General features: G+C 60.4%; 18 protein-coding genes and 1 tRNA gene. 11 read left to right on the plus strand and 8 right to left on the minus strand.

What is annotated here, in order from left to right; all coding sequences use genetic code 11:
• Positions 1 to 223: 223 nt before the first annotated feature.
• From JXA24_06555 to JXA24_06575, 5 genes are all read left to right on the plus strand, one after another.
• Complete coding sequence (locus tag JXA24_06555; protein MBN1283413.1) at positions 224 to 1,330, plus strand: hypothetical protein; 1,107 nt, start codon at positions 224 to 226, stop codon at positions 1,328 to 1,330.
• Positions 1,331 to 1,376: 46 nt separating this feature from the next.
• Positions 1,377 to 1,808 carry a hypothetical protein gene (locus JXA24_06560; protein ID MBN1283414.1) on the plus strand — a complete coding sequence of 144 codons (432 nt, stop codon included), beginning with the start codon at positions 1,377 to 1,379 and terminating at the stop codon, positions 1,806 to 1,808.
• Between the two features lie 309 nt (positions 1,809 to 2,117).
• Positions 2,118 to 3,779, plus strand: coding sequence for a hypothetical protein (locus JXA24_06565; protein MBN1283415.1), 1,662 nt, complete (start codon positions 2,118 to 2,120; stop codon positions 3,777 to 3,779).
• Positions 3,780 to 3,916: 137 nt separating this feature from the next.
• The gene (locus JXA24_06570; GenBank protein ID MBN1283416.1) at positions 3,917 to 4,840 is read left to right on the plus strand and encodes a hypothetical protein; all 924 of its coding nucleotides are present in this window, start codon (positions 3,917 to 3,919) and stop codon (positions 4,838 to 4,840) included.
• Between the two features lie 322 nt (positions 4,841 to 5,162).
• Complete coding sequence (locus tag JXA24_06575; GenBank protein ID MBN1283417.1) at positions 5,163 to 8,351, plus strand: choice-of-anchor D domain-containing protein; 3,189 nt, start codon at positions 5,163 to 5,165, stop codon at positions 8,349 to 8,351.
• 298 nt (positions 8,352 to 8,649) lie between these two features.
• Here JXA24_06575 and JXA24_06580 read toward each other — a convergent pair whose 3' ends face one another.
• Positions 8,650 to 11,376, minus strand: coding sequence for a glucosidase (locus tag JXA24_06580; GenBank protein MBN1283418.1), 2,727 nt, complete (start codon positions 11,374 to 11,376; stop codon positions 8,650 to 8,652).
• A 256-nt stretch (positions 11,377 to 11,632) separates the two neighbouring features.
• On the opposite strand from JXA24_06580, the gene JXA24_06585 reads away from it, so the two are divergent.
• Positions 11,633 to 12,427, plus strand: a complete 795-nt coding sequence (locus JXA24_06585; GenBank protein ID MBN1283419.1) for a DUF4239 domain-containing protein — start codon at positions 11,633 to 11,635, stop codon at positions 12,425 to 12,427.
• Here JXA24_06585 and JXA24_06590 read toward each other — a convergent pair.
• The 3 genes from JXA24_06590 to JXA24_06600 all read right to left on the minus strand — a co-directional run bounded on the left by JXA24_06590 (position 12,421) and on the right by JXA24_06600 (position 14,059).
• Entirely contained in the window at positions 12,421 to 12,819 is a 399-nt protein-coding gene (locus JXA24_06590) for a hypothetical protein (GenBank protein MBN1283420.1), read from the minus strand. The two genes, JXA24_06585 and JXA24_06590, sit on opposite strands and share 7 nt — an antisense overlap.
• Positions 12,820 to 12,954: 135 nt before the next feature.
• Positions 12,955 to 13,029 (minus strand): hypothetical protein, encoded by a 75-nt coding sequence (locus JXA24_06595; GenBank protein ID MBN1283421.1) that lies wholly within the window; start codon positions 13,027 to 13,029, stop codon positions 12,955 to 12,957.
• 103 nt (positions 13,030 to 13,132) lie between these two features.
• Entirely contained in the window at positions 13,133 to 14,059 is a 927-nt protein-coding gene (locus JXA24_06600; GenBank protein ID MBN1283422.1) for an RluA family pseudouridine synthase, read from the minus strand.
• A 205-nt stretch (positions 14,060 to 14,264) separates the two neighbouring features.
• Here JXA24_06600 and JXA24_06605 point away from each other — a divergent pair, with 205 nt between their 5' ends.
• From JXA24_06605 to JXA24_06615, 3 genes are all read left to right on the plus strand, one after another.
• Positions 14,265 to 14,459 carry a cold-shock protein gene (locus tag JXA24_06605; GenBank protein MBN1283423.1) on the plus strand — a complete coding sequence of 65 codons (195 nt, stop codon included), beginning with the start codon at positions 14,265 to 14,267 and terminating at the stop codon, positions 14,457 to 14,459.
• 137 nt (positions 14,460 to 14,596) lie between these two features.
• A complete protein-coding gene (locus JXA24_06610; GenBank protein ID MBN1283424.1) occupies positions 14,597 to 16,699 on the plus strand; it encodes a right-handed parallel beta-helix repeat-containing protein in 2,103 nt (700 codons plus the stop codon).
• A 44-nt stretch (positions 16,700 to 16,743) separates the two neighbouring features.
• Positions 16,744 to 17,046, plus strand: coding sequence for a hypothetical protein (locus tag JXA24_06615; protein MBN1283425.1), 303 nt, complete (start codon positions 16,744 to 16,746; stop codon positions 17,044 to 17,046).
• 111 nt (positions 17,047 to 17,157) lie between these two features.
• Here the strand turns inward: JXA24_06615 and tsaA are convergent, their stop codons facing one another.
• Together tsaA and JXA24_06625 are read right to left on the minus strand one after the other, a co-directional pair.
• Positions 17,158 to 17,640 carry a tRNA (N6-threonylcarbamoyladenosine(37)-N6)-methyltransferase TrmO gene (gene tsaA, locus JXA24_06620; GenBank protein ID MBN1283426.1) on the minus strand — a complete coding sequence of 161 codons (483 nt, stop codon included), beginning with the start codon at positions 17,638 to 17,640 and terminating at the stop codon, positions 17,158 to 17,160.
• A 210-nt stretch (positions 17,641 to 17,850) separates the two neighbouring features.
• Positions 17,851 to 18,027 (minus strand): hypothetical protein, encoded by a 177-nt coding sequence (locus JXA24_06625; GenBank protein ID MBN1283427.1) that lies wholly within the window; start codon positions 18,025 to 18,027, stop codon positions 17,851 to 17,853.
• Positions 18,028 to 18,344: 317 nt separating this feature from the next.
• Between JXA24_06625 and JXA24_06630 the strand changes: the two genes are divergently transcribed.
• Positions 18,345 to 19,553, plus strand: a complete 1,209-nt coding sequence (locus JXA24_06630) for a beta-lactamase family protein (GenBank protein MBN1283428.1) — start codon at positions 18,345 to 18,347, stop codon at positions 19,551 to 19,553.
• Between the two features lie 152 nt (positions 19,554 to 19,705).
• On the opposite strand, the gene JXA24_06635 is transcribed toward JXA24_06630, so the two are convergent.
• Positions 19,706 to 20,467: a class I SAM-dependent methyltransferase gene (locus JXA24_06635; protein ID MBN1283429.1), complete on the minus strand. Its 762-nt coding sequence runs from the start codon at positions 20,465 to 20,467 to the stop codon at positions 19,706 to 19,708.
• Between the two features lie 181 nt (positions 20,468 to 20,648).
• Positions 20,649 to 20,724: transfer RNA gene (locus tag JXA24_06640), tRNA-His, on the minus strand.
• Positions 20,725 to 21,178: 454 nt separating this feature from the next.
• Here JXA24_06640 and JXA24_06645 point away from each other — a divergent pair.
• Entirely contained in the window at positions 21,179 to 21,967 is a 789-nt protein-coding gene (locus tag JXA24_06645; protein ID MBN1283430.1) for a hypothetical protein, read from the plus strand.
• Positions 21,968 to 21,987: the final 20 nt, after the last annotated feature.

Here is a 21,987-nt window from a genome sequence, read left to right on the forward strand (position 1 = left end):
CGCATTGCGGGGGGTCCCAGGTCAAACGGATAGAGTCAACGGGCGATCCTGCCCGAGCCGACACAGACAAGCGTCAAAGCGTCAGACGGAGCAAAGTTAACTCATTGATCTTATTGTTTTTTATCTTGCTCCGTCTGACAGCTCGTGTGACAGCTCGTGTCCATGAACCGAATTGACAACCCTCTCGATCAGGAACATTATCCCCCACTAAAAGGAGGTGCGTATGCGCACTTTTGGCAGGGGTATCGTGGCAATGGGTGCTGCATTGGTTCTGCTGTTCGGTCTGGCCGCATGCGGCGGAGGTGGCGGCACGCCTACGCCTACTGAGCCGACCGCGACCTACGGCGGGGCCGCGACCGCGGGGGACATCTTCGTGATCAAGATGGACTATCCGGCAGTCGGCAAGGCGACCATCACGCGCTCTGAGACCGACGGCACGCTCGTGGGGTCGAAGGAGATGAGCTACACGGCCAACGGCACCCGCTATACATTCACCGACGAGGACAGCAATTCGTTCGAGGCTCTCATGGTCGCGGACACCATGCTCACCATGTTTCTGCCGGCCACTGACGAGAAGGACATCATCGTTGCGGTCATAGTGGATCCGGACATGACTTCGACCGCAGAGGCGGCCGCCATCCTGAAGAACCACGACTACATCCTCACGCAGTTCAGGCACGACGAGAAGGGCGTGAAATGGGTCTGGTCGAACGTGGACGCGGACGGCGTGGTTACGGGCCATAAAGCCAATGAAGGGAATACCCTGCCCTACGACCTCGATGACGTTGACACGACCAATAACTTCGACCCCGGCATGGACGTGGACAACCTCGTGTACAACGCGGAGACGAGCGGCTTCACGCTCACGGTGGGCGACGAGATATGGACATACTATTTCACGGAGTCCGGGCTGGGCGTCATCGACAAGGGGCCGGACAAGGGCATCCGCTTCAACATGATCAAGCCCGCGACATATGATCCGACCGGCATGGTTGCAGTAGGAGACATCTACGACACGCTGTTTTACGGCCGCCGGTCCGAGACTGAGGAGGGAACGACGCAGGGAACGATAACGGTCACGGCTGTCACGGCGAATTCCTTCACGGTCGACGTGGACAACGGCAGGGATCCTGTGATGACGGGCATCGTGATCACGGCCGACCTGAGCGATCTGTGGCGCGGCTTCTACCGGCTGCCCGCCACCATAGATGCGGTGCCCCAGAACGCGGTGGTCCAGCTCGTCGGCTCGGACGCCATGATCTTTGCAGGCAAGGCCCCGGCCGCCAATCCGTGGCAATACGAATACGGCATCGGCGTAAAGCGGAAGTAAGACCAACTAATCATTTTCAAAGGCGGAACCCGGAAAAGGGGGTAATATGAAGAAGCTTTTGGCGATGCTGGTGGCAGCGGCGTTCGCTCTGCCTGTGCTCGCGCAGGCGGAGAAGTGCAAAGAGCCGGAGAAGACGGATCTGAAGGCCGGCATGAAGGTCGTGGCGCAGTGGCAGGGCGACAGCTGGTGGCTGGCGAAGATCGACTCGATCGGCAAAAACGGCCTCATCGACGTGACCTACTCCGACAACACCAGGGGAAGGAACAAAAGGCAGGATCAGGTCGCGCGCTACATCTACTCCGACACCAGCGCCCCGCCCTGCTTCAAGGAGGGCGACAAGGTCGTGGCGCAGTGGAAGGGCGACAACTGGTGGAAGGCCCGCATCGACAGGATAGAGGGCGACAAGGCGAAGATCACCTACACCGACGGGGAGAAGGGCACGCGCAAGCTCACGGAGATGGTCCGCGACCCGTGGTGACGGGAAAATATGCACAAAAAAACCCTGCCGATGCGGCAGGGTTTTTTTCACGACGATCCAAATCAGGCTGTCGGATAATATTTTGACACATCGGGTAAAGTTTAACCCAGCCAGACTCGGCCGATGCCTGTCGAAACTATATTTTCTTTATAAATCAATGTGATAAAAGCTAACGCGCACTTGCAACCCGCTCTGCAGATGGCATGCTATTTGCTCATCATTGTTGTTGTGCTGTAACTCTTGTTTGGGTAGTCATCTCCCGTGAGGGAAAGGATGAAAAAGTGTCTTCTACATAGAGCGATGATTTTGATGGCCGTAGTGCCGCTTGCATACGTACTGGCGGCCGGATGCGGTTCAGGCAGCCTCGATTATTTCGGAGACGGCAGCGGCTTGGAGCAACCCCCTGAGGGGCCCTCGCCGCCTGTCCCGCCACGTACCCCTGTGGTGCTCTCGCTCTCTGCGACTCCGTGGACTCTCGAGAACAGCATAGAGTGGAGGGTGGTATCCGGCGACGCGGACTCCTTCAATCTCGCATGGCAAGTGGACGAGGAGGCCAGCGCCTCAGTGATTGCTTTGTCCGAGGCCGCCGGAGAGATCGAGGACGTGTCCTCTCCTTTTGTGCATGACGGCCTGTCCAACAACGGCGTGGAATACTGCTACAGGATCGTCCCCGTCTTTGACGGCGAAAAGGGCGACACCTCCGACGAGGTCTGCGCCATGCCCGACACCGTAGGAATTCCGGACGACTCCTTCGGGGCCGAAGGAGTGATCACGGACGATCTGGGCGGCGGCCTCGATGAAATCGGCTACGCGGTCGGGCACGACGCCTCAGGCAGGGCGCTGGTCGCAGGCTATGAGTTCAACGCGGCCCTGGGTTCGAAGATGGCGCTGTGGCGCTTTCTTTCCGACGGATCGCCCGATGCCGGCTTCGGCGCAGGAGGCCTTGCCAGCTACGACGTAGGCAAGCCCGACAGGATCTGGGACGGCAATGCCCTTGCGATAGACGCGAGCGGCAGGGTGATCGTGCCCGGGTTCATCAACGACGCTCCCCTTGTGAACACCGCGACGATCTGGAGATACGGCCCCGACGGGGCGCTGGACGCAACTTTCGACGGCGACGGAATCTATCGGTTTGCCAATCCGCACGAGGGCGGGAGGGGAAATTACGACTGGATGTACGACGTCAAGGTCGATCCGAGCGGGAGGATAGTGATCGCGGGCATCAGCTTCTTCGCAGCCGACTGGCTGCTGCACATGAGCATCTGGAGGCTGCTCGACGACGGCACGGTCGATCCCGCGTTCAACGGCGGCGTGCCCGTGGATTACATAAATCCCGGCAGCGGGAGCGACTACGGCTTTGCGCTTGAGCTCGATGCGGATGGAAGGATAGTGATCGGCGGTTCCAGCATGGAAGGAGGCTGGCCCAGGGGAAGGGTTGCGCTCTGGAGATACCTCGACGACGGCACGCCGGACCCCTCGTTCAACGGCGGCACACCGATCATAATGACCAGGGTCGCCGGGGACACGGACGACGCGATCAGGGCGCTTGTGATCGATGCGGAGGAAAGGATCCTCGCAGCGGGGTCGAGGGACAACGCAAGTGGCGGCAAGGACCTCTGCATCTGGAGATTCCTCGAAGACGGGTCGCTCGATCCGGCCTTCGGCGCCGCCGGGGAGATCAGGTATGACGCAGGCGCAGCAAACGAGGACATCGCCTATGGGATCGCAGAGGACGTGCACGGCAGGATAGTGGTCGGCGGAGAGATGGGCGAAAAGGCGGTGGTCCACCGCTACCTCGAAGATGGGTCGCTGGACCCGGCCTTCGGAGAGGGCGGAGTCTATGAGTATGATAAAAGCGGCGACGACGCTGCCGGCGGCATTACGATAGATTCCCGCGGCAGGATCCTTACCACGGGCCACATCAAGGGCCCGGGCGGCAATCTCGACATGGCGGTCTGGAGACTCAAGTAGCGCAGCTCAAATCCGTCTCAGAACGCGAACCCTATCTCGGTCACGAGGCAGTTGAAGTGGAGCCAGCCGGCGGTTCGGCGCTTTCTTTCCCTGCGATTGTCGGCTATAGATGCTGCATCAATAAAAAGGGGGTCATTATGAAGCGTTTCGTTTCCATCATCGCGATCATCTTTGTGGCTGCGCTCTCAGGCGGATGCGGAGGCGGGGGCGAAGGGCCGGCCCCGGGGGACACGACCACAATCTCCGGAACTCTCGTTGAGGGCGCCGTGGACCCGGTGGGATCGGCCTCGGCAAAAGTCGCCCAGGCAAAGGCAGCGGGCGACCCCCTCGTCGGATACCAGCTCTACTGCGTCACGTTCTCCACCCCGCCGCTTGGCGCAGCCGGGACCTCGGGCGCTGACGGCTCTGTGACCCTCACGATCGACGCCGCGAGCGCCACTTTCGGGTGCTTCATCCTCGATCCGGCCGGAGCCAGCGTCGCCACGCTCATATTCGTAAACGACGACGCCAGCTCGTTCGGCCAGACGGTCACGGCCAGCGGGACGGTGGGCCTCGGGCAGATCAACGTGCAGCTCGACACCGGCGCGGCCCGGGTGACCGTGCCGAGCGGCGTCACGATCAGCCCCACGCCCGCTAGCGCGGAGTGCCCGGAAGGGACGTGGCTGACCGATGAATTCGCACAGGCCCCGAGCTGCCCCATAGGACAAAAGACGAAGAGCACGGTCTGGATGGTGAAGAAGCCTGACGGCAAATACGAAGCGAGCTTCACGACCTACAATGTCGGCATCTACGAGACATGCAGCATCGGGAGCAAGAGCGGCATGGCGGTCGAGACAGCGGGCAACGTGGCGAGCTTCTCCTTCCCGTTCTCCTTCGAGTCAGACGACCCGTGCTACGACGAGAAGATAGCGACGCTCATAGTCACGACGAACGAGGAGTGCACACAGGGCGAGGCATCCATTGCGGTCGACAACTGCGGTTCCTGCGATCCGGACACCATATGCAACGACTGCGGCTCGGAGACCTGCGTAGTCACGGGCATACAAGTCACGAGAGAGTGACACAGGCTGCCGCGCAGTTGCCGCCCATCCGCAACATATTTATAACAAAGGGGTTTTTCCAGGGGTCGCCCCGCTGCCGGCGGTTCGGGGTGATCATGGCATTTTTTTGACACTCCTGTTGGCCCTTTTGAGAGTTTTCTGAATTTTAAAAAAGGTGTCAAAACTCAGGCTGTAAAAGGGTCAAATTTGCCTCATGCATGCGGATTTCGTCACTTTTTTATCCATTAATTCCAATTAGTTACCCAGCCAACATTTTTCGAGGTGCTTGGTCTGATAAATGCACGGATAAAGGGTTGGAACCAGATTTTCCACGGGGGGGACTATGAGGAGCGGAGTTCGCCATGTCGTTCCGGCGATATTTGCTCTTGTATTGCTGGTTCAGTCGATATCGGCGGCGCCGCCCGCTTTTGTCATAGCCGAGCCTGAAGCGCACGACTACGGGAGCGTCAGGGTGGGCGACTTGTCGGAGGCCGTGCGCATAACGGTCACAAACACCGGCGAAAGATCTGCGCGGATAAATTCAATTAGGTTTGCGGAGCGCCTCAACTTCTCGATCGTTGAGGAGAGCTCCACCTGCCTGGTCGGACTCAAACTGCCGGGCGGAGGCTCCACCTGCGTCATAGACATCGTATTCGGCCCCGTCGAGTCAGGCGACCTTGCCGACACGTTGACCGTGGGCACCAACCGCGGCAGGCCGAAGATCTCCTTGAGCGGAAAGGGCCTGGCCCCCGACGCGCTCATCGAGCCGGCGTCCAGGGATTTTCTCGATCAGCCGATCGGCAAGCCGAGCGCGGCGCAGGCGTTCAAGGTCACCAACACAGGGGACGCCGATTTGCATGTCTCGGCAATCGACATCGCCGGACCCGATTCCTCGGATTTTGCGCTGATGAGCGAAACGTGCGTGGGTGAAGCGATCGCGCCCCTCGACAGCTGCAATTTTGAAATCGTCTTCACGCCAAGAGGTCTCGGTCCGCGGAGCGCGCAGGCCGAGATATCGGATGACGCGGTCTCCGGGAGTCCGCAGATAGTCCCCTTGAGCGGCAACGGCATAGCGGACGTGAGCCTGGCCCCTTCGGCGCACGACTTCGGAGACCGGCCGATCGGCGAGAGGAGCCCGGCGCATGAGTTCGTCGTGACCAACGGCGGCGCCGCGGACGTGAACATATCCCTGGTTGCCGTCTCCGGCGACCACCCGGCCGACTTCGCAATACAGGCGGACGGCTGCACCGGCGAGAGCCTCGCGCCGGAAGAGACCTGCAGCATCATAGCGGACTTTTCACCGGCCGGCGTGGGCGGAAGAAGCGCCCTGCTCGAGGTCCATCACGATTCCGCGGCCGCAAGCCCCCTGGTCTCGGCGCTCCTCGGCACCGGCACTTCGGGCGACGTGAGCGTCACCCCCGCAGCGGTGAGCTTTCCCGATCAGCTCATTCTGACCGGCAGCGCCCCTGTCACAGTGACCGTGGAAAATACGGGGGCCGTCGATCTCACCGTAGGCGCCCTGGCGATCGGAGGGGTCGACGCTTCGGAGTTCGGCCTGGAGAGCGACCTGTGCTCCGGCCAAACGCTCGGGCCGGCGGTCACCTGCACCTTTGATGCGGTATTCGCGCCCGCGACCGTCGGCGTCAAGGATGCGCGCGTCGACATCCCCAACGACGTGATCGTCGTCACCGTCGGATTGACAGGCGAAGGCGTGGCCCCAGACGCTGCGGCGGAGCCGGGCGAGCTCGCTTTCGGCGATCAGCCTGTGGGCAGGCCGAGCCCGCTGCTCACCGTGACGGTGACCAACACCGGCGGCGCCGACCTGAACGTCTCGTCCGTATCGATAGCCGGCGCGGACGCGGCGGACTTCGCGATATCCAGAAACACATGCCTGGGCGCTCCCGTGGCGCCGGCCGGCACGTGCACCTTCGCGGTCGGATTCACGCCGGGCAGCCTCGGGGAAAAGGAGGCGCAGGCCGAGGTCGCGGACGACGCGATATCCGGCAGCCCCCAGATCGTATCGCTCAGCGGCAACGGGATTTCGGACGTGAATCTCAATCCAGCGGACTATGATTTCGGCGAACAGCTCGTCGGGACAAGCGACACCAGGACCTTCGTGCTCACGAACGTCGGCGGGGCGGACCTGACGATAGCGACCATAGTCCCGGCCGGGCCCTCTGCCGCCGACTATACGATCCCGGATGCGGGCGACGGCTGTTCCGGCGCAACGGTCGCGCAGGACGACACATGCTCGTTCGACGTCGAGTTCTCGCCCGGCGGCGTGGGCGGCAGGCAGGCGCATGTGGAGATAACAAGCGACGCCGCATCGGGCAGCCCCGATACTCTGCCCCTCTTCGGGACCGGCATAGCGTCCGACGTGGCGATCTTCCCCATGAACATCGATTTCGGCGATCAGCTCGTCGGCAGCGAAAGCGATCCGCAGGAGATCACGGCGACCAATACCGGCGAGGCGGTTCTCAACGTCGACACAGTCATGCTGGCCGGTGCCGATGCGGGCGATTTCGAAATCTCCATTGACGGCTGCACAGGCAGCAGCGTCATGCCTTCGCTGTCCTGCTCGGTCACCGTGGTCTTCAGACCTTTACTCGTGGGCGACAAGACAGCGCAGGTCGAGATATACGACGACGCGATATCCGGAAGCCCTCAGACCGTGCCGCTCGGCGGCAAGGGCGTGCCTCCCATGCCTTCCGTGAGGCTCGTGCCTGTGAGCGTCAACTTCGGCAGCCAGGAGGTCGGCACCACAGGCCCGCCGCAGTTGATAACCCTCACCAACAGCGGAATGGCGCCGCTCAACATAACCGCGATCACGGCCAGCGGCGAATTCAGCCAGACCAACGACTGCCCCGCAGCGCTGGCGGCCGGAGCCGACTGCACGATAAGCGCCTCGTTCAGCCCGAGCAGCGAAGGCGCCAAGGCCGGCGCAATCGAGGTGACAGACGATGCGGCCGACAGCCCTCAGAGGGTCGCGCTCAGCGGCACGGGCAGCGCGGCGCCGGTGTCCGCAAACCTCTCGATCACAAAGGCGGTGGCGCCCGACACGGCGCAGTGCAGGATCGACGTGACCTGCACCATCGTGGTGACGAACACCGGGAGCAGCGCTGCGGAAAACGTCGTCGTCATGGATACGATGCCGGGCGGACTGGCATTTGTTTCGGCATCGGCAAGCCAAGGGGCGTGCGAATCCGGCGAAGCGTCATGCAGCCTCGGAAGGCTCAATGCAAGCGACAGCGCCTCAGTCGCCGTCGTCGTGAGGCCGACCGCTGCCGGCACGATCACGAACACGGCGACCGCCTCCAGCGATTCGATATCTCAACCGGTGAGCGCCTCGGCGGTCCTCACCGTGAACGACGTAGACTGCGGCGGCGACGGAGGCGGCGGAGGATGCTCCCTTGCGCGTGAGACGCCTCGACCGCGAGACAGGGTCCTCTCTGGAATCCTGGCATCGATGGCCGCGATCGGCGCGCTTCTCGCTCTGCACTTCGCACGCGCGAGAGGCCGCTCAAACCCGTAAAACCCACCTGGGACCCTGATCCTCGCCTCTGCCCCGGCGTCAGAGAAATTGACGACAACCAGGTGCCTCTTCCGGCCCTTGTCCCAGCACCATGCGATCAGGTTGTTGCAGGTCTCGTTTCCTGGCCAGGCGTCGAAACCGAATGAGCCGATCGCGCCCCACTCCTCCTTCGGCACCGTCGCGAGCGTGACCGCGCGCCCGTGTTTCGCAAAGAGCTCCTCGAGCCAGACCCATGTGCTGATCTCGTAGATGATCGGTGCCTTCGGCCACGCGGCCATATCTTACCCGCTGTTTCCTTTCAGCGCCCGGCAGCCACCTGCCTGAACGCGGCGGCCTTTCCCTCCTCGAGAATCCGCTTCGGATCGATGAAACCGTAGAGCTGGATCATGGTTCCGACGATCCCGGTCCATCCGGTCTGGTGCGAGGCGCCGAGTCCCGCGCCGTTGTCGCCGTGGAAGTACTCGTAGAAGAGGATGTTGTCCCGCCAGTTCGGATCTCGCTGGAATCTCTCGGCCCCGCCGAACACGGGCCTGCGGCCCTGGCCGTCCTTGAGGAATATCCGCGAGAGGCGGTCGGCGATCTCCTTGCTGACCTGGTAGAGGTTCATCATCCGGCCCGAGCCTGTCGGGCATTCGATCTTGAAGTTGTCGCCATAGTACAGATAGAACTGCTGCAGGGCGCGAATGATGAGGGCGTTGACAGGCAGCCAGATCGGGCCGCGCCAATTGGAGTTCCCGCCGAACATCCCGGTGTCGGACTCGGCCGGCAGGTAGTTCACCGTGAACTTGTCGTGGCCCACCCTGATCTCGTAGGGGTGCTCCGCGTGCTCGCGAGACAGGGCGCGGATGCCGTAAGGGGAGAGAAACTCGTTCGGATCGAGCATCCGGGCGAGGATCCGGCGCAGCCGTTCCTCGTTGACCAGCGCGATGATCCCGCGCTCCGCGCAGCCGAAGTGCCCGGGCCCGGTCGCGTGGACCGACTTCATTATCTCGGGCCGGTGCTTGATGCGGTTCTGGAAGTGCTCCATCAGCTTCGGCATGTGATCGCGCTGGTATTTCTCGACGATCGTCGTGGCGCACAGCGGCAGCAAGCCCACCATCGAGCGGACCTTGAGGCGCTTCGCGGTCCCGTCGGGCATGCGAAGGACGTCGTAGTAGAACCCATCCTCCTCGTCCCACATCCCCTCGCCCTCCCCGCCCATCCTGTTCATGGCTATCGATATCCACATCAGGTGGTCCATGAACTTCATCGTCAGGTCTTCGTAGACCGGATCGTACACGCTGAGCTCCGCGCCGATCTCCGCCATGTTCTGGCAGAAGAGGGCCATCCAGGCGGTGCCGTCCGCCTGCTCTAGGTAGCCGCCCGTCGGCAGCGGCGCCGAGCGATCGAAGACGCCGATGTTGTCGAGCCCCAGGAACCCGCCCTCGAAGACGTTCTTCCCGAAGCGGTCCTTGCGGTTGACCCACCAGGTGAAGTTGAGCATCAGCTTCCCGAAGGCGCGCTTGAGGAAATGGACGTCGCCCTCTCCGCGCTTCGCCTTCTCCATGTTGTAGATGTAGAAGGAGGCCCAGGCATGGACCGGGGGATTGACGTCGCTGAAGTTCCACTCGTAGGCCGGGATCTGGCCGTTGGGGTGGAGGTAGAGCTCGTTGAAGAGGAGGTCGAGCTGCGACTTGGCGAAGTCAGGGTCGACCGACGCCAGCGCGACGCAGTGGAAGGCGAGGTCCCACGCCGCGTACCAGGGATACTCCCACTTGTCGGGCATGGAGATGATGTCGTCGTTGACCATGTGGAACCATTCCTTGTTGCGGATGGCCCGCGCCCTTGGATTCGCCGGGTTAGCCCCGTGCTCCGCCAGCCACATGTCGAGGTCGAAGAAATAGTGCTGCTTGGACCAGAGCATGCCGGAGAGCGCCTGGCGCATGACGCGCGCCTCGTCCTCCGTGGCCTTGGGCGGCGTGATGGATCTGTAGAACTCGTCCGCCTCGCGCTGGCGGGTCGCCATGATCTCGTCGAAGCGGACGCCGAAGGGCGCTGCCTTCTGCGGCGCGTTCGCCGTGAGTTTGAGCCTCACGACCTTGGTCTCGCCCGGCCCCACGCGGAGGCGATAGCGGGCAACGGCCTTCGTCCCCGTCCCGTCCGGATTGACTGCCTTGCGATTCTCGTGGACGACGAACTCGTTGATCCCGTCCTTGACGTACGGAGAGCGGTTGGGCGTGCCGAAGACCCGCTTGTTGTTCGTCTCGTTCTCGGTGAAGATCAGCGGCGCGTCCCCTTCGCAGTACAGGTAGCGGTTGCCGAGCTTCTCATGCGAGGCCTCGACGACGCCGATCCCCTCCATGCCCTTGTGCTTTTTGAGCGCCGGCCTCGGCTCCCCCTCGGCCCACGACCACGTGTTGTGGAACCAGAGCGTGGGTAGCAGGTCGATGTCGGCCGCCTCGGGGCCGCGGTTGGCGACGCTGATCCGGATGAGGAGGTCCTCCGGCGTGTCCTTCGCGTACTCGACGAAGACGTCGAAGTAGCGGTCCTCGTCGAATACTCCGGTGTCGAGGAGCTCGTACTCCATCTCCGCGCGCGTCCGTTTCTTGTTCGTGGCGACCAGCTCGTCGTAGGGGAAGGCATTCTGCGGGTACTTGTAGAGGTACTTCATGTACGAGTGCGTGGGAGTGGAGTCAAGGTAGAAGTAGTACTCCTTCACGTCCTCGCCGTGGTTTCCCTCGCTGTTTGTCATCCCGAAGAGCCGCTCCTTGATGATCGGGTCGCGGCCGTTCCAGAGGGCGAGCGCGAAGCAGAGCTGCCCGTGGTCGTCGGAGACCCCGGCCAGGCCGTCCTCGCCCCAGTGGTACGCGCGCGAGCGGGCCTGGTCGTGGCTGAAATACTGCCACGCGTTGCCGTCGTCGCTGTACTCCTCGCGGACCGTCCCCCACTGCCGCTCGGAGAGATATGGCCCCCACTTTCTCCACGGGACCTTCTGTTCGCGCGCTTCGTCCAGCCTCAGCTGTTCCTTCGTCTTTTCATTCGGCATAGGAGCCTCCGGTTTTTCCCATCAGGAGGGCGACCATATACGATCCCACGATCGAGACAAGGGCATAGGCCACGACCGCCGTGACCGACTGTGTCGCCAGGATGAGGACGACTCGTCAGGACATTATCCGACGGCAGATACGACAGCAGGTGCTTGAGGAGCATCGGCGAAATGCTGTTGTCACATATATAAATTCTGGTTACCTTGCAACGATCAAAGGGCAGGACGGACAGCATTCCGGATTCGGGAGGTCTGAATGGATATCGGCAGCATACTCATCTTCGCAATGCTGGTGTTTACGACCGTCATCGTCGTGATCGCGATCAGGGCGGGACGGCGGCTGGGGTATGCTGCCCACCTGCGCATGAAGGATGAGAAGGAATCGCAGGTCTCCGCGATTTCCGCCGCCATCCTGGGCCTTCTGGCCTTCATCCTGGCCTTCACATTCGGGATGGTCTACGAGCGGTACGAGACCCGCAAGGCGCTGGTGCGCGACGATGCCGGCGCGATCCGCACGGCCTATGCGCGCTCCGATTTCCTGGCAGAGCCGGACCGCGACGAGGCGAGAAGGCTCTTTCAGGAGTACGTGGACCTTCGCGTGGCCGCGGTCAGGTCGCGCGACATCGATCAGGTGAAGGAGTCCATGACCCGCTCGGAGCAGATCCAGCGCAGGCTCTGGGAGCTCGCAGTCGTGAACGCCCGCAAGGACATGAACTCTGACATCGGCGCCCTTTATGTCGAATCGCTCAACGAACTGATCGGACTTCACTGGCAGAGGGTCGCCATCGGGCTGCAGGCCCGGATTCCCCTCGGCATCTGGGCGGTGCTCTATCTCCTGGTCATCCTCAGCATGCTCGGGGTGGGCTACCAGGCAGGCGTCTCGGGCTCTGCAAAAAAATCATGGGCAACGCCTATCCTGGCCGTCTCATTCTCCATCGTGATCACGCTGATCGCATCGCTGGACCGGCCGAACAGCAGGTTCATCAGGGTCCCCCAGCAGCCGCTGATGGACCTGCAGACATCGCTGGCCGTGGACGCCGAGGCTCACTGAGCCGGCTCCGGCGAATCAATGGACTTGCGATACCCTAGGAGGGTCTTGGGGAAGAGGAATTTGAGCTGAAAGATCATTGACCATTCCGCCTCAGAGCGCGGTTTCCGGACGAAATAGAACCCCTGCGCCTGCAGATCTAGGGTGAGCCGCTTTGTGCGAACGATCTTCCCAAAGCCGCCGCCCGCAGGCACCATCCAGCGATCGCCCATGGGGAGTTTCCAGTTGGCCGAAAGGAACGGGGCCGTCGTGAGATACCAGCCATTCGGGAGATTGTAATTGAGGAAGGTCTGCAGCAGGAACTGGTTGACGCTCGCCCTGTCGTCGTAGCCTGCAAAGGACCACAGGTTGTACATCAGAAAGCCCAGGACCCAGTTGCCCGGCGAGGCCACCATGGCGACCGAAGGCCCTGCGCGAGAAGAGGATCTTCGATTTCAACTGGGAGCGCTATACCGGGCGCCACCACTCACACTGGTGGCGGGCCCACAATCGCAAGCCCGAGGGCGCCTGCGAATACGCCTCGTGAATCGTCATCCCTTTTCAAAGTAGTCGCCCGTCTCCGTATCGATCACGACGACGTCGCCCGGCTTGATAAAAAGCGGCACCCTGAAGACCGACCCGTTGTCGACATATGTCCGACTCGGATCTGGGTGGCGTTTATCATGGGCGCGTTCTCACCACATCCTCCGTACCTTGTAAAGAGGAGCATCAGGACGGGCGGGGCTCTCCCTGCCCGCGCAGCAGGCGTCGGCGCAGCGCCTCCAGATCGTCGGCGAGCGGCGCCTCGAACGCGAGCTTTGCGCCGGTGAACGGGTGCCTGATCCCGAGCCTGAAGGCGTGAAGCGCAAGGCGGGGAGCCGCCCGCCGGGCCGCAGGCGGCGCGTACAGATCGTCGCCGAGGATCGGATAGCCCTTCTCGCTCAGGTGAATGCGAACCTGATGGGTCCGGCCGGTCTCCAGGCTCGCCTCGACGAGCGACGCATTCCTGCCGAGGCGCTCGAGAAGCCTCAGGTGCGTAACGGCCTCCCTGGCGCCGTCTTCGCCCTCATCCGCGGAACTGCCGCGGAGGCCGTCGCCCCGGTTGCGCACCAGCTGTGTCCGCACGGTGCACGGCTCCTTTGGGAATGAGCCGCTGACCAGCGCGAGGTAGCTTCGCTCCACCCTGTGGTGAAAGAGGATCTCCTTGATGCGGCGCCGGCACTCCTCGGTCAGCGCCACCATCATCAGGCCCGAGGTCGGCTCGTCGAGGCGATGGACCGGAAAGGCCGCTCCGAGAAGATGCCGGACCGCGCCGACGACGCTTTTGACGTCGCGCCGGCCAACAGCGGACACCGACATCATCCCGGGCGGCTTGTACACCACGACCATGTGCGGGTCGCGGTGGATGATGGCGAGGTCGCGATTAGGCCGGATGCGCGGCGCGCTGCGCTGCACGACCACGCGCGCGACGTCCACCTCCCGTCCACCGTCCGCTGTGGGGACGCCGCAGTACAGGACCTTGCCCGAATCGAGCAGATTTCGCGCTTCCCTGTTCGTGAGCTTGAGCGACCGCAGCAGGTCGATCAGGCGGGGCGCCGCAGGCCGACCGTCACCCTCACCCCGCTGCCGGCTCGAATTGTGGGGATGCCTTTTCAATGCGATATCTGTACACCCCGAGAAGCGACCAGCGCAAGGGCTGCGTGGGCATCGGCAGATGAGGGGAATCCCCCTTCCTGCCTGCTTCAAACTGACCGATTTTCAGGGGGATGGAATGATTGTTGCCAATCTCCATCAAAACGCGTACATACCTTCTCACATAGTCAGAGATTGCCCTATAACAGAAACCTGAGGAGGAGATCGTATGGATACCGGCACCGTCAAGTTTTACAATGAAGCGAAGGGTTTTGGATTCATCACTCCGGACAACGGCGGAAAAGATCTTTACGTGCACTCCACCGCCGTGCAGAACGGGCCGATCAAGGAAGGCGACAAGGTCGAGTTCGAGATAGGCCAGGGTGAAAAAGGCCCTCGCGCTGAAAAGGTCAGCCGCAAATAACGAGGCGATCGGACCTGACAGCGTGACATGGCGGGATCTGCCCCTTCTCCAAATCAAAAGCCCCCGGTTTCCCGGGGGCTTTTTGAGGCGGGCGGCCTGTTGTACGATTTTATAACAGCCTGAGCGGAGATAGCGGCATGAAAGCAGAGAACGCGGACCGTATAAAGGAAATGGACGGGGATGGTAATGTCGTCATAAGATGGCACAGAGATCTGAACATGAAGAAGACTGCCGGCCTGATCGGTGTATCCTTGATGATGGCGCTGCTTTTGTGCCTCATATCAGCCTGCGATCAAAATCCCTGCGTGATCAGTTACTGGGTCGCGACCGACGGAAGCGACTCGGCCAGCGGTGACGAGGTACATCCCTTTCTCACCCTGGCGCATGCGCGGGATGTGATCCGCTCTCACAAGGATCGCGGCAGGTGCTCTATCAACGTGAACATCAAGGGGGGCACGTACAGGCTTGCCGAACCGCTGACCTTCAATGGCAGCGACTCCGGGGCCAAGGACGCGGAGATCACCTATCAGTCGGCCCCCGGAGAGGAGGTCGTGATCTCCGGCGCAGAGCAGGTGAGCGGCTGGACGCTCCATGACGCCGCACTGAACATCTGGAAGGCACAGGTGATCGCCGATACGATGCCTCGGCAGCTGTACGCGAACGGCCGGCGAGCGACGCGGGCCCGCACCCCGGACTATCCCAACTACTATTTCCCCGGCGATACGGGGTACAAGTACTTCTATCTCATCGGCACCGACCCGCAGATCCCGCCGACATGGAGCAATCCGGCCCTGGTGGAGGCGGTCACCGTCACGCAGTGGAAGATGATGCGCTGCCCGGTCGCCGAGGTCATCGACAACATCGTCGACTATTCAGTGATCATGGCCACCCCCTGCTGGACGAACGCAAACGTCTTCCCCTATCCGTGGAACTTTCATCTTTTGAGCTGGTGGGAGAACGCCTATGAGTTCCTCGACGAGCCCGGCGAGTGGTATCTGGACCCGGGCACGAAGACCCTCTATTACATCCCCCGCGCGGGCGAGGACATGGCCGCCGCCGAGGTTGAGCTGCCGGTGCTGGAAAAACTGGTGGATGCGGCAGGCGACGCCTCCTCACCCGTGAGCAATATCGGCTTCAAGGGCCTGAATTTCATGTACGCGACGTGGTATGGGCCCAACGGCGCCGATGGCTACGCCCTTGACCAGAGCGGCTTCCATCTGGTGGGGACCGATCACTCTCCCAACATCATAGGACACGACCCGAACGCGGTGGGCATCCCGGGCAACGTGAGCTTCCTATACGCGCAGGACATCGCCTTCGAGGACAACGCCTTCGCCCACATGGGCGCGGTCGCGCTCAACTTCGGGACCGGAAGCCAAAACAACGAGATCGTGAACAACACCTTCACCGACACCTCCGCGGCTGCCATCCAGCTCGGCGGGATCGCTTTGCAGGATCATCACCCCGAGACGGACTCGCAGCTCACCAGGGACAACCGCATCGCAAACAACCTCATCGAGTACGCGGGACAGGAGTTCTACGACGCCCCGGGGATCTACATCGGCTTCACGACGCGCTCCACGGTCGAGCACAACGACATAATGCACGTCCCCTGGTCGGGCATCGCCATCGGATGGGGCTGGGGCCTGCTCGATCCGGGAGGCTTTCCGGGGCTGCCGCACGCGACGCAGTATGAATGGGGGGTCTACGACACGCCCTCCGCGGCGCAGGGAAATCAGATTCTCAACAATAAGATGCAGTATTTTCTCGAGAAACTCTGGGACGGCGGCGCCATCTACACCACCGGCTTTCAGGGGACCTCGTTGGCGGACGGCCAGGTCATCTCGGGCAACGTGGCGATGAACAAGCGCCCGGAGGCGGGCGGCAATACGTTCTATACCGATGGCGGCAGCCGTTACGTCACTCTCAAGGAAAACGTATCGCTGGGCAACCCGCAGGGGTTTGTGGACTTCGGTCCGTGCCTCAAGGACTCCTCATTCCCCGAGCTCTGCCTCACCACGGGCATCGTGCCGTACGGCGCCGACATGGGTGGATGCGTGCCGTACGGGGATCTGGTTTTTGAAAGCAACTACCTGCGCGATCATCTGGATTTCTACGACATCTGCACGAACGATTACTACCCGGGCGCCCCCTTCAACATGACATTCATCGACAACGTGAAGGTGTCGAACGCAAGCGAGGTGCCGGCATCGATCATCGAAGCTGCCGGATGCCTGTGACTGAACGCATGGCAGGCCCGGATGAGGCGTCTTGAAAAACATGAGTGGCGCTCTACCAGACGACGGGTCAGGGCAGCGGCAACAGGTTCAACGTGCTGGCCCTCTCAGGAAGCTGGCGCGAGATGGGCAGGCAGTACGGCATCCTGGCCAATGCGGAGATCAACCGGTTCTACGATACCGTGGTCGCCGATTACCTGATGGCCGGGCACGGCGTGCCGATGTTCCCAGATTATAGCGTCTACCAGGTAGTGGCGCTGCCTGCGGACAGGACGATCTGGCTCAGGACCCCTGGCCTCTCGGGATGGGAGAAGGTGAATCTCGGCGCCCTGTTCACCGCTTCACCCTGAACGGTGCTGTTCCGTTCAAAAGAAACCCCCCGTTCCCCGGGGCTTTTTGAGGCGGGCGCTTTATCGCATGATTTTAGAATCTACCCAAGCAGCCTCGATTGACATGGTCCTTCAGCGTCGGATGACCCTCTTCGGATAACTGCCGTCCTCAAAATGCTTCTCGATCCAGCCGTTCTTCACGTTCTCCCGGGCATCGAAGTGCGACACGTATGGCTTGATGTCGATGAGCGGCGTCTCGTCGAGGATATCGACCTCCCCGAAGACGACCACGCCATCCTCCACCTTCAGGAGGCGCACGACCGAAAGGCCGATGTGGTTCGGCCTGTTTGGGCTGCGGATGGCGAAGATGCCGTGCTCCTCATCCTCAAGGAAGGGACGGCCGCGAAGCTTCGCCTCCTTGGCCCTGTTGAAGTGACAGATCAGGATCGCATGGGAAAATCCATCGAGGTCTTTGAGGCCGTCCCAGTATTCAGGGAACAGCTCCGCGCGGCCCGTAACGTCGTCTTTGAAGCGGCCCTGGATCGGCATGCCGCTCGGCTCGTCGTAGGGGGTGCGGATGATGCCGATGGGGTGAATCGTTATGGCGTCGGTCATGCCCATCCCATCGCATCGAAGCAAGGGAAGGTCAACCGTTCTGACACGACATCGAACCTGCCACCTGCAGATACCTGATGAACCGACGATGACGCTCCGACCGGGGTCTCCCAGGTGTATATGCGGAAGGCTCAAGCGGGACGCGGGCCAGAGAGGCCCTGAAACTGGAGAACCCCTGCCTGCCCGCCAAAGCGTTACTCTCGCGAATGATCAGGGCCTCTCTCTGTAAGCCTCTTTGCGGTGGGAAGCTGCGATCATCGATACGACCTTTGTCTCTTCGTCGATTATGTAGAAAAAGCGCCAGTCGCCTACGCGATAACGCCATGTGGCCGGATGCCAATCCCTGAGGCGCTTGATGTTGGAGCCAAAGTGAGGCTCATTCTTCAATTGCGGACAAACATGCTCCTGCAATTTCTCCTCAAGGATGCCCTTGCGATGCCTTGCAATGATCCGGCGTTTTATTGCACGATCGATGCCAGATATGGACTGAAAAATACCGTGAGGAATTGAGGGGATTTGACGCTGGACAACAGTGATTGTGCACAGGGCTGTTCAGTTTTGTGTTGCAGTGTTCAGACTTATGAATCCCATATATATCTAACACTTATCATTGCTCCGTCCGACGGGGATATGTATGACGGGGATGTGACGCGGTTTCGCCTATCGCCGAAATTTGATATAAGTCCGGCTGAAGGGAGCGAACAATGAACAAAATACTCCTATCGATCATGTCGGTTATATTCATGTGCGCCTGCAGCTCAGGGGGCTTCAGTCAGGCCGACCTCCAGGAGATCCTCGATGCGGAATGGCAGGCGTACTCAGCCGGCAAAACAAATTTCGGCGGCGGGCTCGCCATGCAGATAATCTCGCCCAGGGGCGACTATTTCATATCCACAGGGATGGGAGAGGGCATGAGCAGGTCTCATCGCTTTCGCGCGGCCAGCGTCACGAAGACCTTCACCGCCGCCGGCATAATGCTGCTCGAGCAGCGCGGGAAGCTCGATATCGAGCATTACATCACGGACAATATTCCGGGAACGACTTCGTCGTACGTTCCGGACGCCGCCGAATACGACATCCCGAACAAGGGCCGGATCACCATCAGAATGCTCCTCATGCATCGCGCCGGCGTATTCGACCTGACAAATCAGGACATCGTAGAAAACGACGCCTCCCGGTCGGAGCCCTACGTCAACGGCAATTACATCGAGTACACGCTTGCCGGGGACGGCGGTCATCAGTTCACATTCGACGAACTCTTCGGCGTCATATCGAGGGACGACCAGGTCGGCTTCGACGGCGCGCCTGATTCGCAGTACAGGTATTCGGACACGGGATATTCATTGCTCGCGCTGATTCTCGAGCGGGTCTCCGGAAAGTCCTACGTTGATTTTATCCGCGATGAATTTCTGACTCCAAACTGCCTCGACGATACGACCCTTCCGTGGGAGGGGACGGATAAGACCCTGCCTGATCCTTTCGTATCCGGCTATATGTGGATGAACGACGAGCTCTCGGACGTGACCCTCTCCAACATGTCGGCATTCGTCGGGAACGGCAACATCATCACGACGCCCCTTGACCTCGCGACGTGGTGCCAAAGGCTTTTCCACGGGGAGGCCGGCCTCACGAGCGAGACGGTTGCAGCGATGATGGACGGCCTCCCGAGCATCGGCACGTCGACATACGGCCTCGGCATCGAGCATATGGAATCGGTGGGCTACGGGCACGGAGGTGCACAGGAAGGGTATCTTACGGAAATGCGCTACAAGCCCGATTCGGACGTCTGCTACGTGCTGATGTCGAACGTCTGGGACTGCGAGAGCTGCCCTGCGAGCCTGAGCTCGCTCGGGACAGAGCTCTCGACGATCGTCGGGATATCGAAGAAGGTCCTCGCGAAGATGGGTTATTGACTATCTCATTTCAAAAACTATCATGACATCAACTCACGCGTTTCCATCACCTGCTGACAACCCCAAAAAAATACCGCCGGTTGGGGGTATTTTTTGGGGTGCTTTAAGGGACAATTTGCGAACCTATTCCCCATGGACGTCCTTTTATGGGCCTATCTTTCAGCAACGACGAGCATTTCGAAATCATCGCTGGTCAGCTTGTCGTTTCTTGAAAACGCTCCGAGCTTTGCACCAAAGATATCGATCTTCTTGAACCCGAGCGTCTTGAGAAGCCATGTTATCTCGCTTGGCACGTAATAACGCTCGTTGCACTGCAACTCTTTTTTATTGCCCAAATCATCCTCGAGCACAACGGTGTTATGGTCACGGAAAGTCATAAGATCAAATGAGCAGTCCTTACACTGGGACTGGCCTTCTTTCTGTGCCGACTCATAGAATTCATTGACAGAATGAAACAGCGGGAACAGTCCGTTTAATGTGGTGAAGATGAACTTGCCTTTGTCTTTCAGCGCCTTTGTTGCGTTCCTGAGGATCTCAAAGTTCATCTCATCTGTCTCCATGAGAGAAAACCCGCCTTCGCACAGCATGATTGCCAGATCAAATTCACCGTCAAAGGAAAGATCGCGGGCGTCCTGTATTTGGAAGTCAATGGTCAATCCTGACTCCTGTGCCTTTTCCCTTGCCCATTTGATCTGGTTCTCGGAAAGATCGACTCCGGTCACACTATATCCTCTTTTTTTCAACTCAATCGAGTGGCGGCCGGTGCCGCAACCGATGTCTATGATCTTTAACGATTTATCGCGGGCTATCTCCTGTTCAATAAAATCGCACTCGCCCATAGTGCCCTGGACAAAACACTCGTTGTCGTATTTGTGTGCGTAATTTTCATATAACCTTTCATACCACTGTTTCATATTTTTACCTCTTCGTGTAGATAACCTCATTGGCCGATTGTTATCAAATTAAAAAAGTTTTCATGCAGTGACCCGAAAAAGGGGACGGCCCCCGGTGGAAAATGAGTTGAAATCATTCCGATCGGAAAATGTCTTCTGCTCAAAAGAAAGGCGGGAGGGGTGATCCCTCCCGCCTTTCTTTTGGGGTGGCTAGTGGGATTTGAACCCACGACCCTCTGAGCCACAGTCAGATGCGCTAGCCGCTGCGCCATAGCCACCATCTTTAAAAACAAATTCCAAATTCCAAATTCCAAATCCCAAATAAAATTGAAAACCAAAACTGGTGGGATTTGCCCACTCCGTTGCCGCCCTCCTGCGCTTACCTCCGGTAAGCTCCAGCGGGTCCTCGACGCCGCCTATGATTTTTCGACATTCGAAAAATCATGCGGTCGTCGGGACTGCGCCATAGCCACCGTCTTTAAAACAAATTCCAAATCCCAAGCACCAAATTCCAAACAATACTGAACCCAGTGCACCAGTCACGAGTCACCAGTCACGAGTCACGAGTCACGAGTCACGAGTCACGAGTCACGGCTTTCAAGGGCTGCCCTAATTAGCCAATCCGGTCGGCTTTGTCCACGATTTATTGGCCTCGAATTCCATAGAAATTCAAGCTCTTGACAGCATATCAGAACCTGATAAGGAGTTGGAAATTCATCACAAGGGGGGCTCATGAAAAGGATTTTCGTTGTAGCGATCGCGGCGCTCGCAGCCATGGCGTTTGCCGCAAGGGACGCATCGGCAATATCCAAGCAGTACCTGCCGAAGAAGTCGGGAGAAAAGACCTTCACCGAGCAGGAAACGAAGATCGAGAAGGAGGCGGAGAAGGAGTCGAACCCGCGCCCCGAGTTCCCTGAAAAGGGCTGGCACAAGGGGGCATACATCGCGGCGCACGGCGGCTTCATGCAGGCGACCAACGACCAGAACCTCGTCACCAACCGCAAGTTCGACGGGAGCATAATACCGGCGGTGGGCCTCACCTTCGGATGGGACATCGCCGACTGGATCGGCCCCATGCTGCAGATGACATACGGGATGGCCACCGACCAAGTGGGCGACGGATTGACCCCCGACACCCCGATCCAGGACGGCCGCGAGCACGCCCTCAACTTCTCGCTCTTCTGCAGGGCCACGCTCCCCTACTTCACTCGGGCCGGCTGGCAGCCGAACTCAGTCAAGTTCATCCCGTACCTCAAGCTCGGCGGCACGGGCCACGCGCTCTACGTGCACGCCGACGGCAACGGCAACAAGGTCGGCGCCTGGGGCGGAGGCATCGGCGTGGGCGGCGGCGTGGAGTTCTTCATCTGGAAGGGGCTCTTCTTCGCCATCGACTTCACCGAGAACGTGATCTTCCAGCAGGCCTATTACAGGACCGTCAACAACGTGCCGAACACCAAGGTGACCGACGGCGGCACGAAGTTCCAGGCCAACGTCCTGGGACTGCTCGGCTGGCACTTCTAGAGGGTCCCTCTCGACCGATA

The organism is Pseudomonadota bacterium (assembly GCA_016927275.1).
Taxonomy (GTDB): Bacteria; UBA10199; UBA10199; order 2-02-FULL-44-16; family JAAZCA01; genus JAFGMW01.

Coding starts and splice junctions, on each gene's coding strand:
- JXA24_06560 (MBN1283414.1), top strand. CDS start 1,377: ATGAAGAAGCTTTTGGCGATGCTGGTGGCAGCGGCGTTCGCTCTGCCT.
- JXA24_06555 (MBN1283413.1), top strand. CDS start 224: ATGCGCACTTTTGGCAGGGGTATCGTGGCAATGGGTGCTGCATTGGTT.
- JXA24_06575 (MBN1283417.1), top strand. CDS start 5,163: ATGAGGAGCGGAGTTCGCCATGTCGTTCCGGCGATATTTGCTCTTGTA.
- JXA24_06565 (MBN1283415.1), top strand. CDS start 2,118: ATGGCCGTAGTGCCGCTTGCATACGTACTGGCGGCCGGATGCGGTTCA.
- JXA24_06635 (MBN1283429.1), bottom strand. CDS start 20,467: ATGAAACAGTGGTATGAAAGGTTATATGAAAATTACGCACACAAATAC.
- JXA24_06585 (MBN1283419.1), top strand. CDS start 11,633: ATGGATATCGGCAGCATACTCATCTTCGCAATGCTGGTGTTTACGACC.
- JXA24_06610 (MBN1283424.1), top strand. CDS start 14,597: ATGAAAGCAGAGAACGCGGACCGTATAAAGGAAATGGACGGGGATGGT.
- JXA24_06605 (MBN1283423.1), top strand. CDS start 14,265: ATGGATACCGGCACCGTCAAGTTTTACAATGAAGCGAAGGGTTTTGGA.
- JXA24_06630 (MBN1283428.1), top strand. CDS start 18,345: ATGAACAAAATACTCCTATCGATCATGTCGGTTATATTCATGTGCGCC.
- JXA24_06590 (MBN1283420.1), bottom strand. CDS start 12,819: ATGGTGGCCTCGCCGGGCAACTGGGTCCTGGGCTTTCTGATGTACAAC.
- JXA24_06580 (MBN1283418.1), bottom strand. CDS start 11,376: ATGCCGAATGAAAAGACGAAGGAACAGCTGAGGCTGGACGAAGCGCGC.
- JXA24_06645 (MBN1283430.1), top strand. CDS start 21,179: ATGAAAAGGATTTTCGTTGTAGCGATCGCGGCGCTCGCAGCCATGGCG.
- tsaA (MBN1283426.1), bottom strand. CDS start 17,640: ATGACCGACGCCATAACGATTCACCCCATCGGCATCATCCGCACCCCC.
- JXA24_06570 (MBN1283416.1), top strand. CDS start 3,917: ATGAAGCGTTTCGTTTCCATCATCGCGATCATCTTTGTGGCTGCGCTC.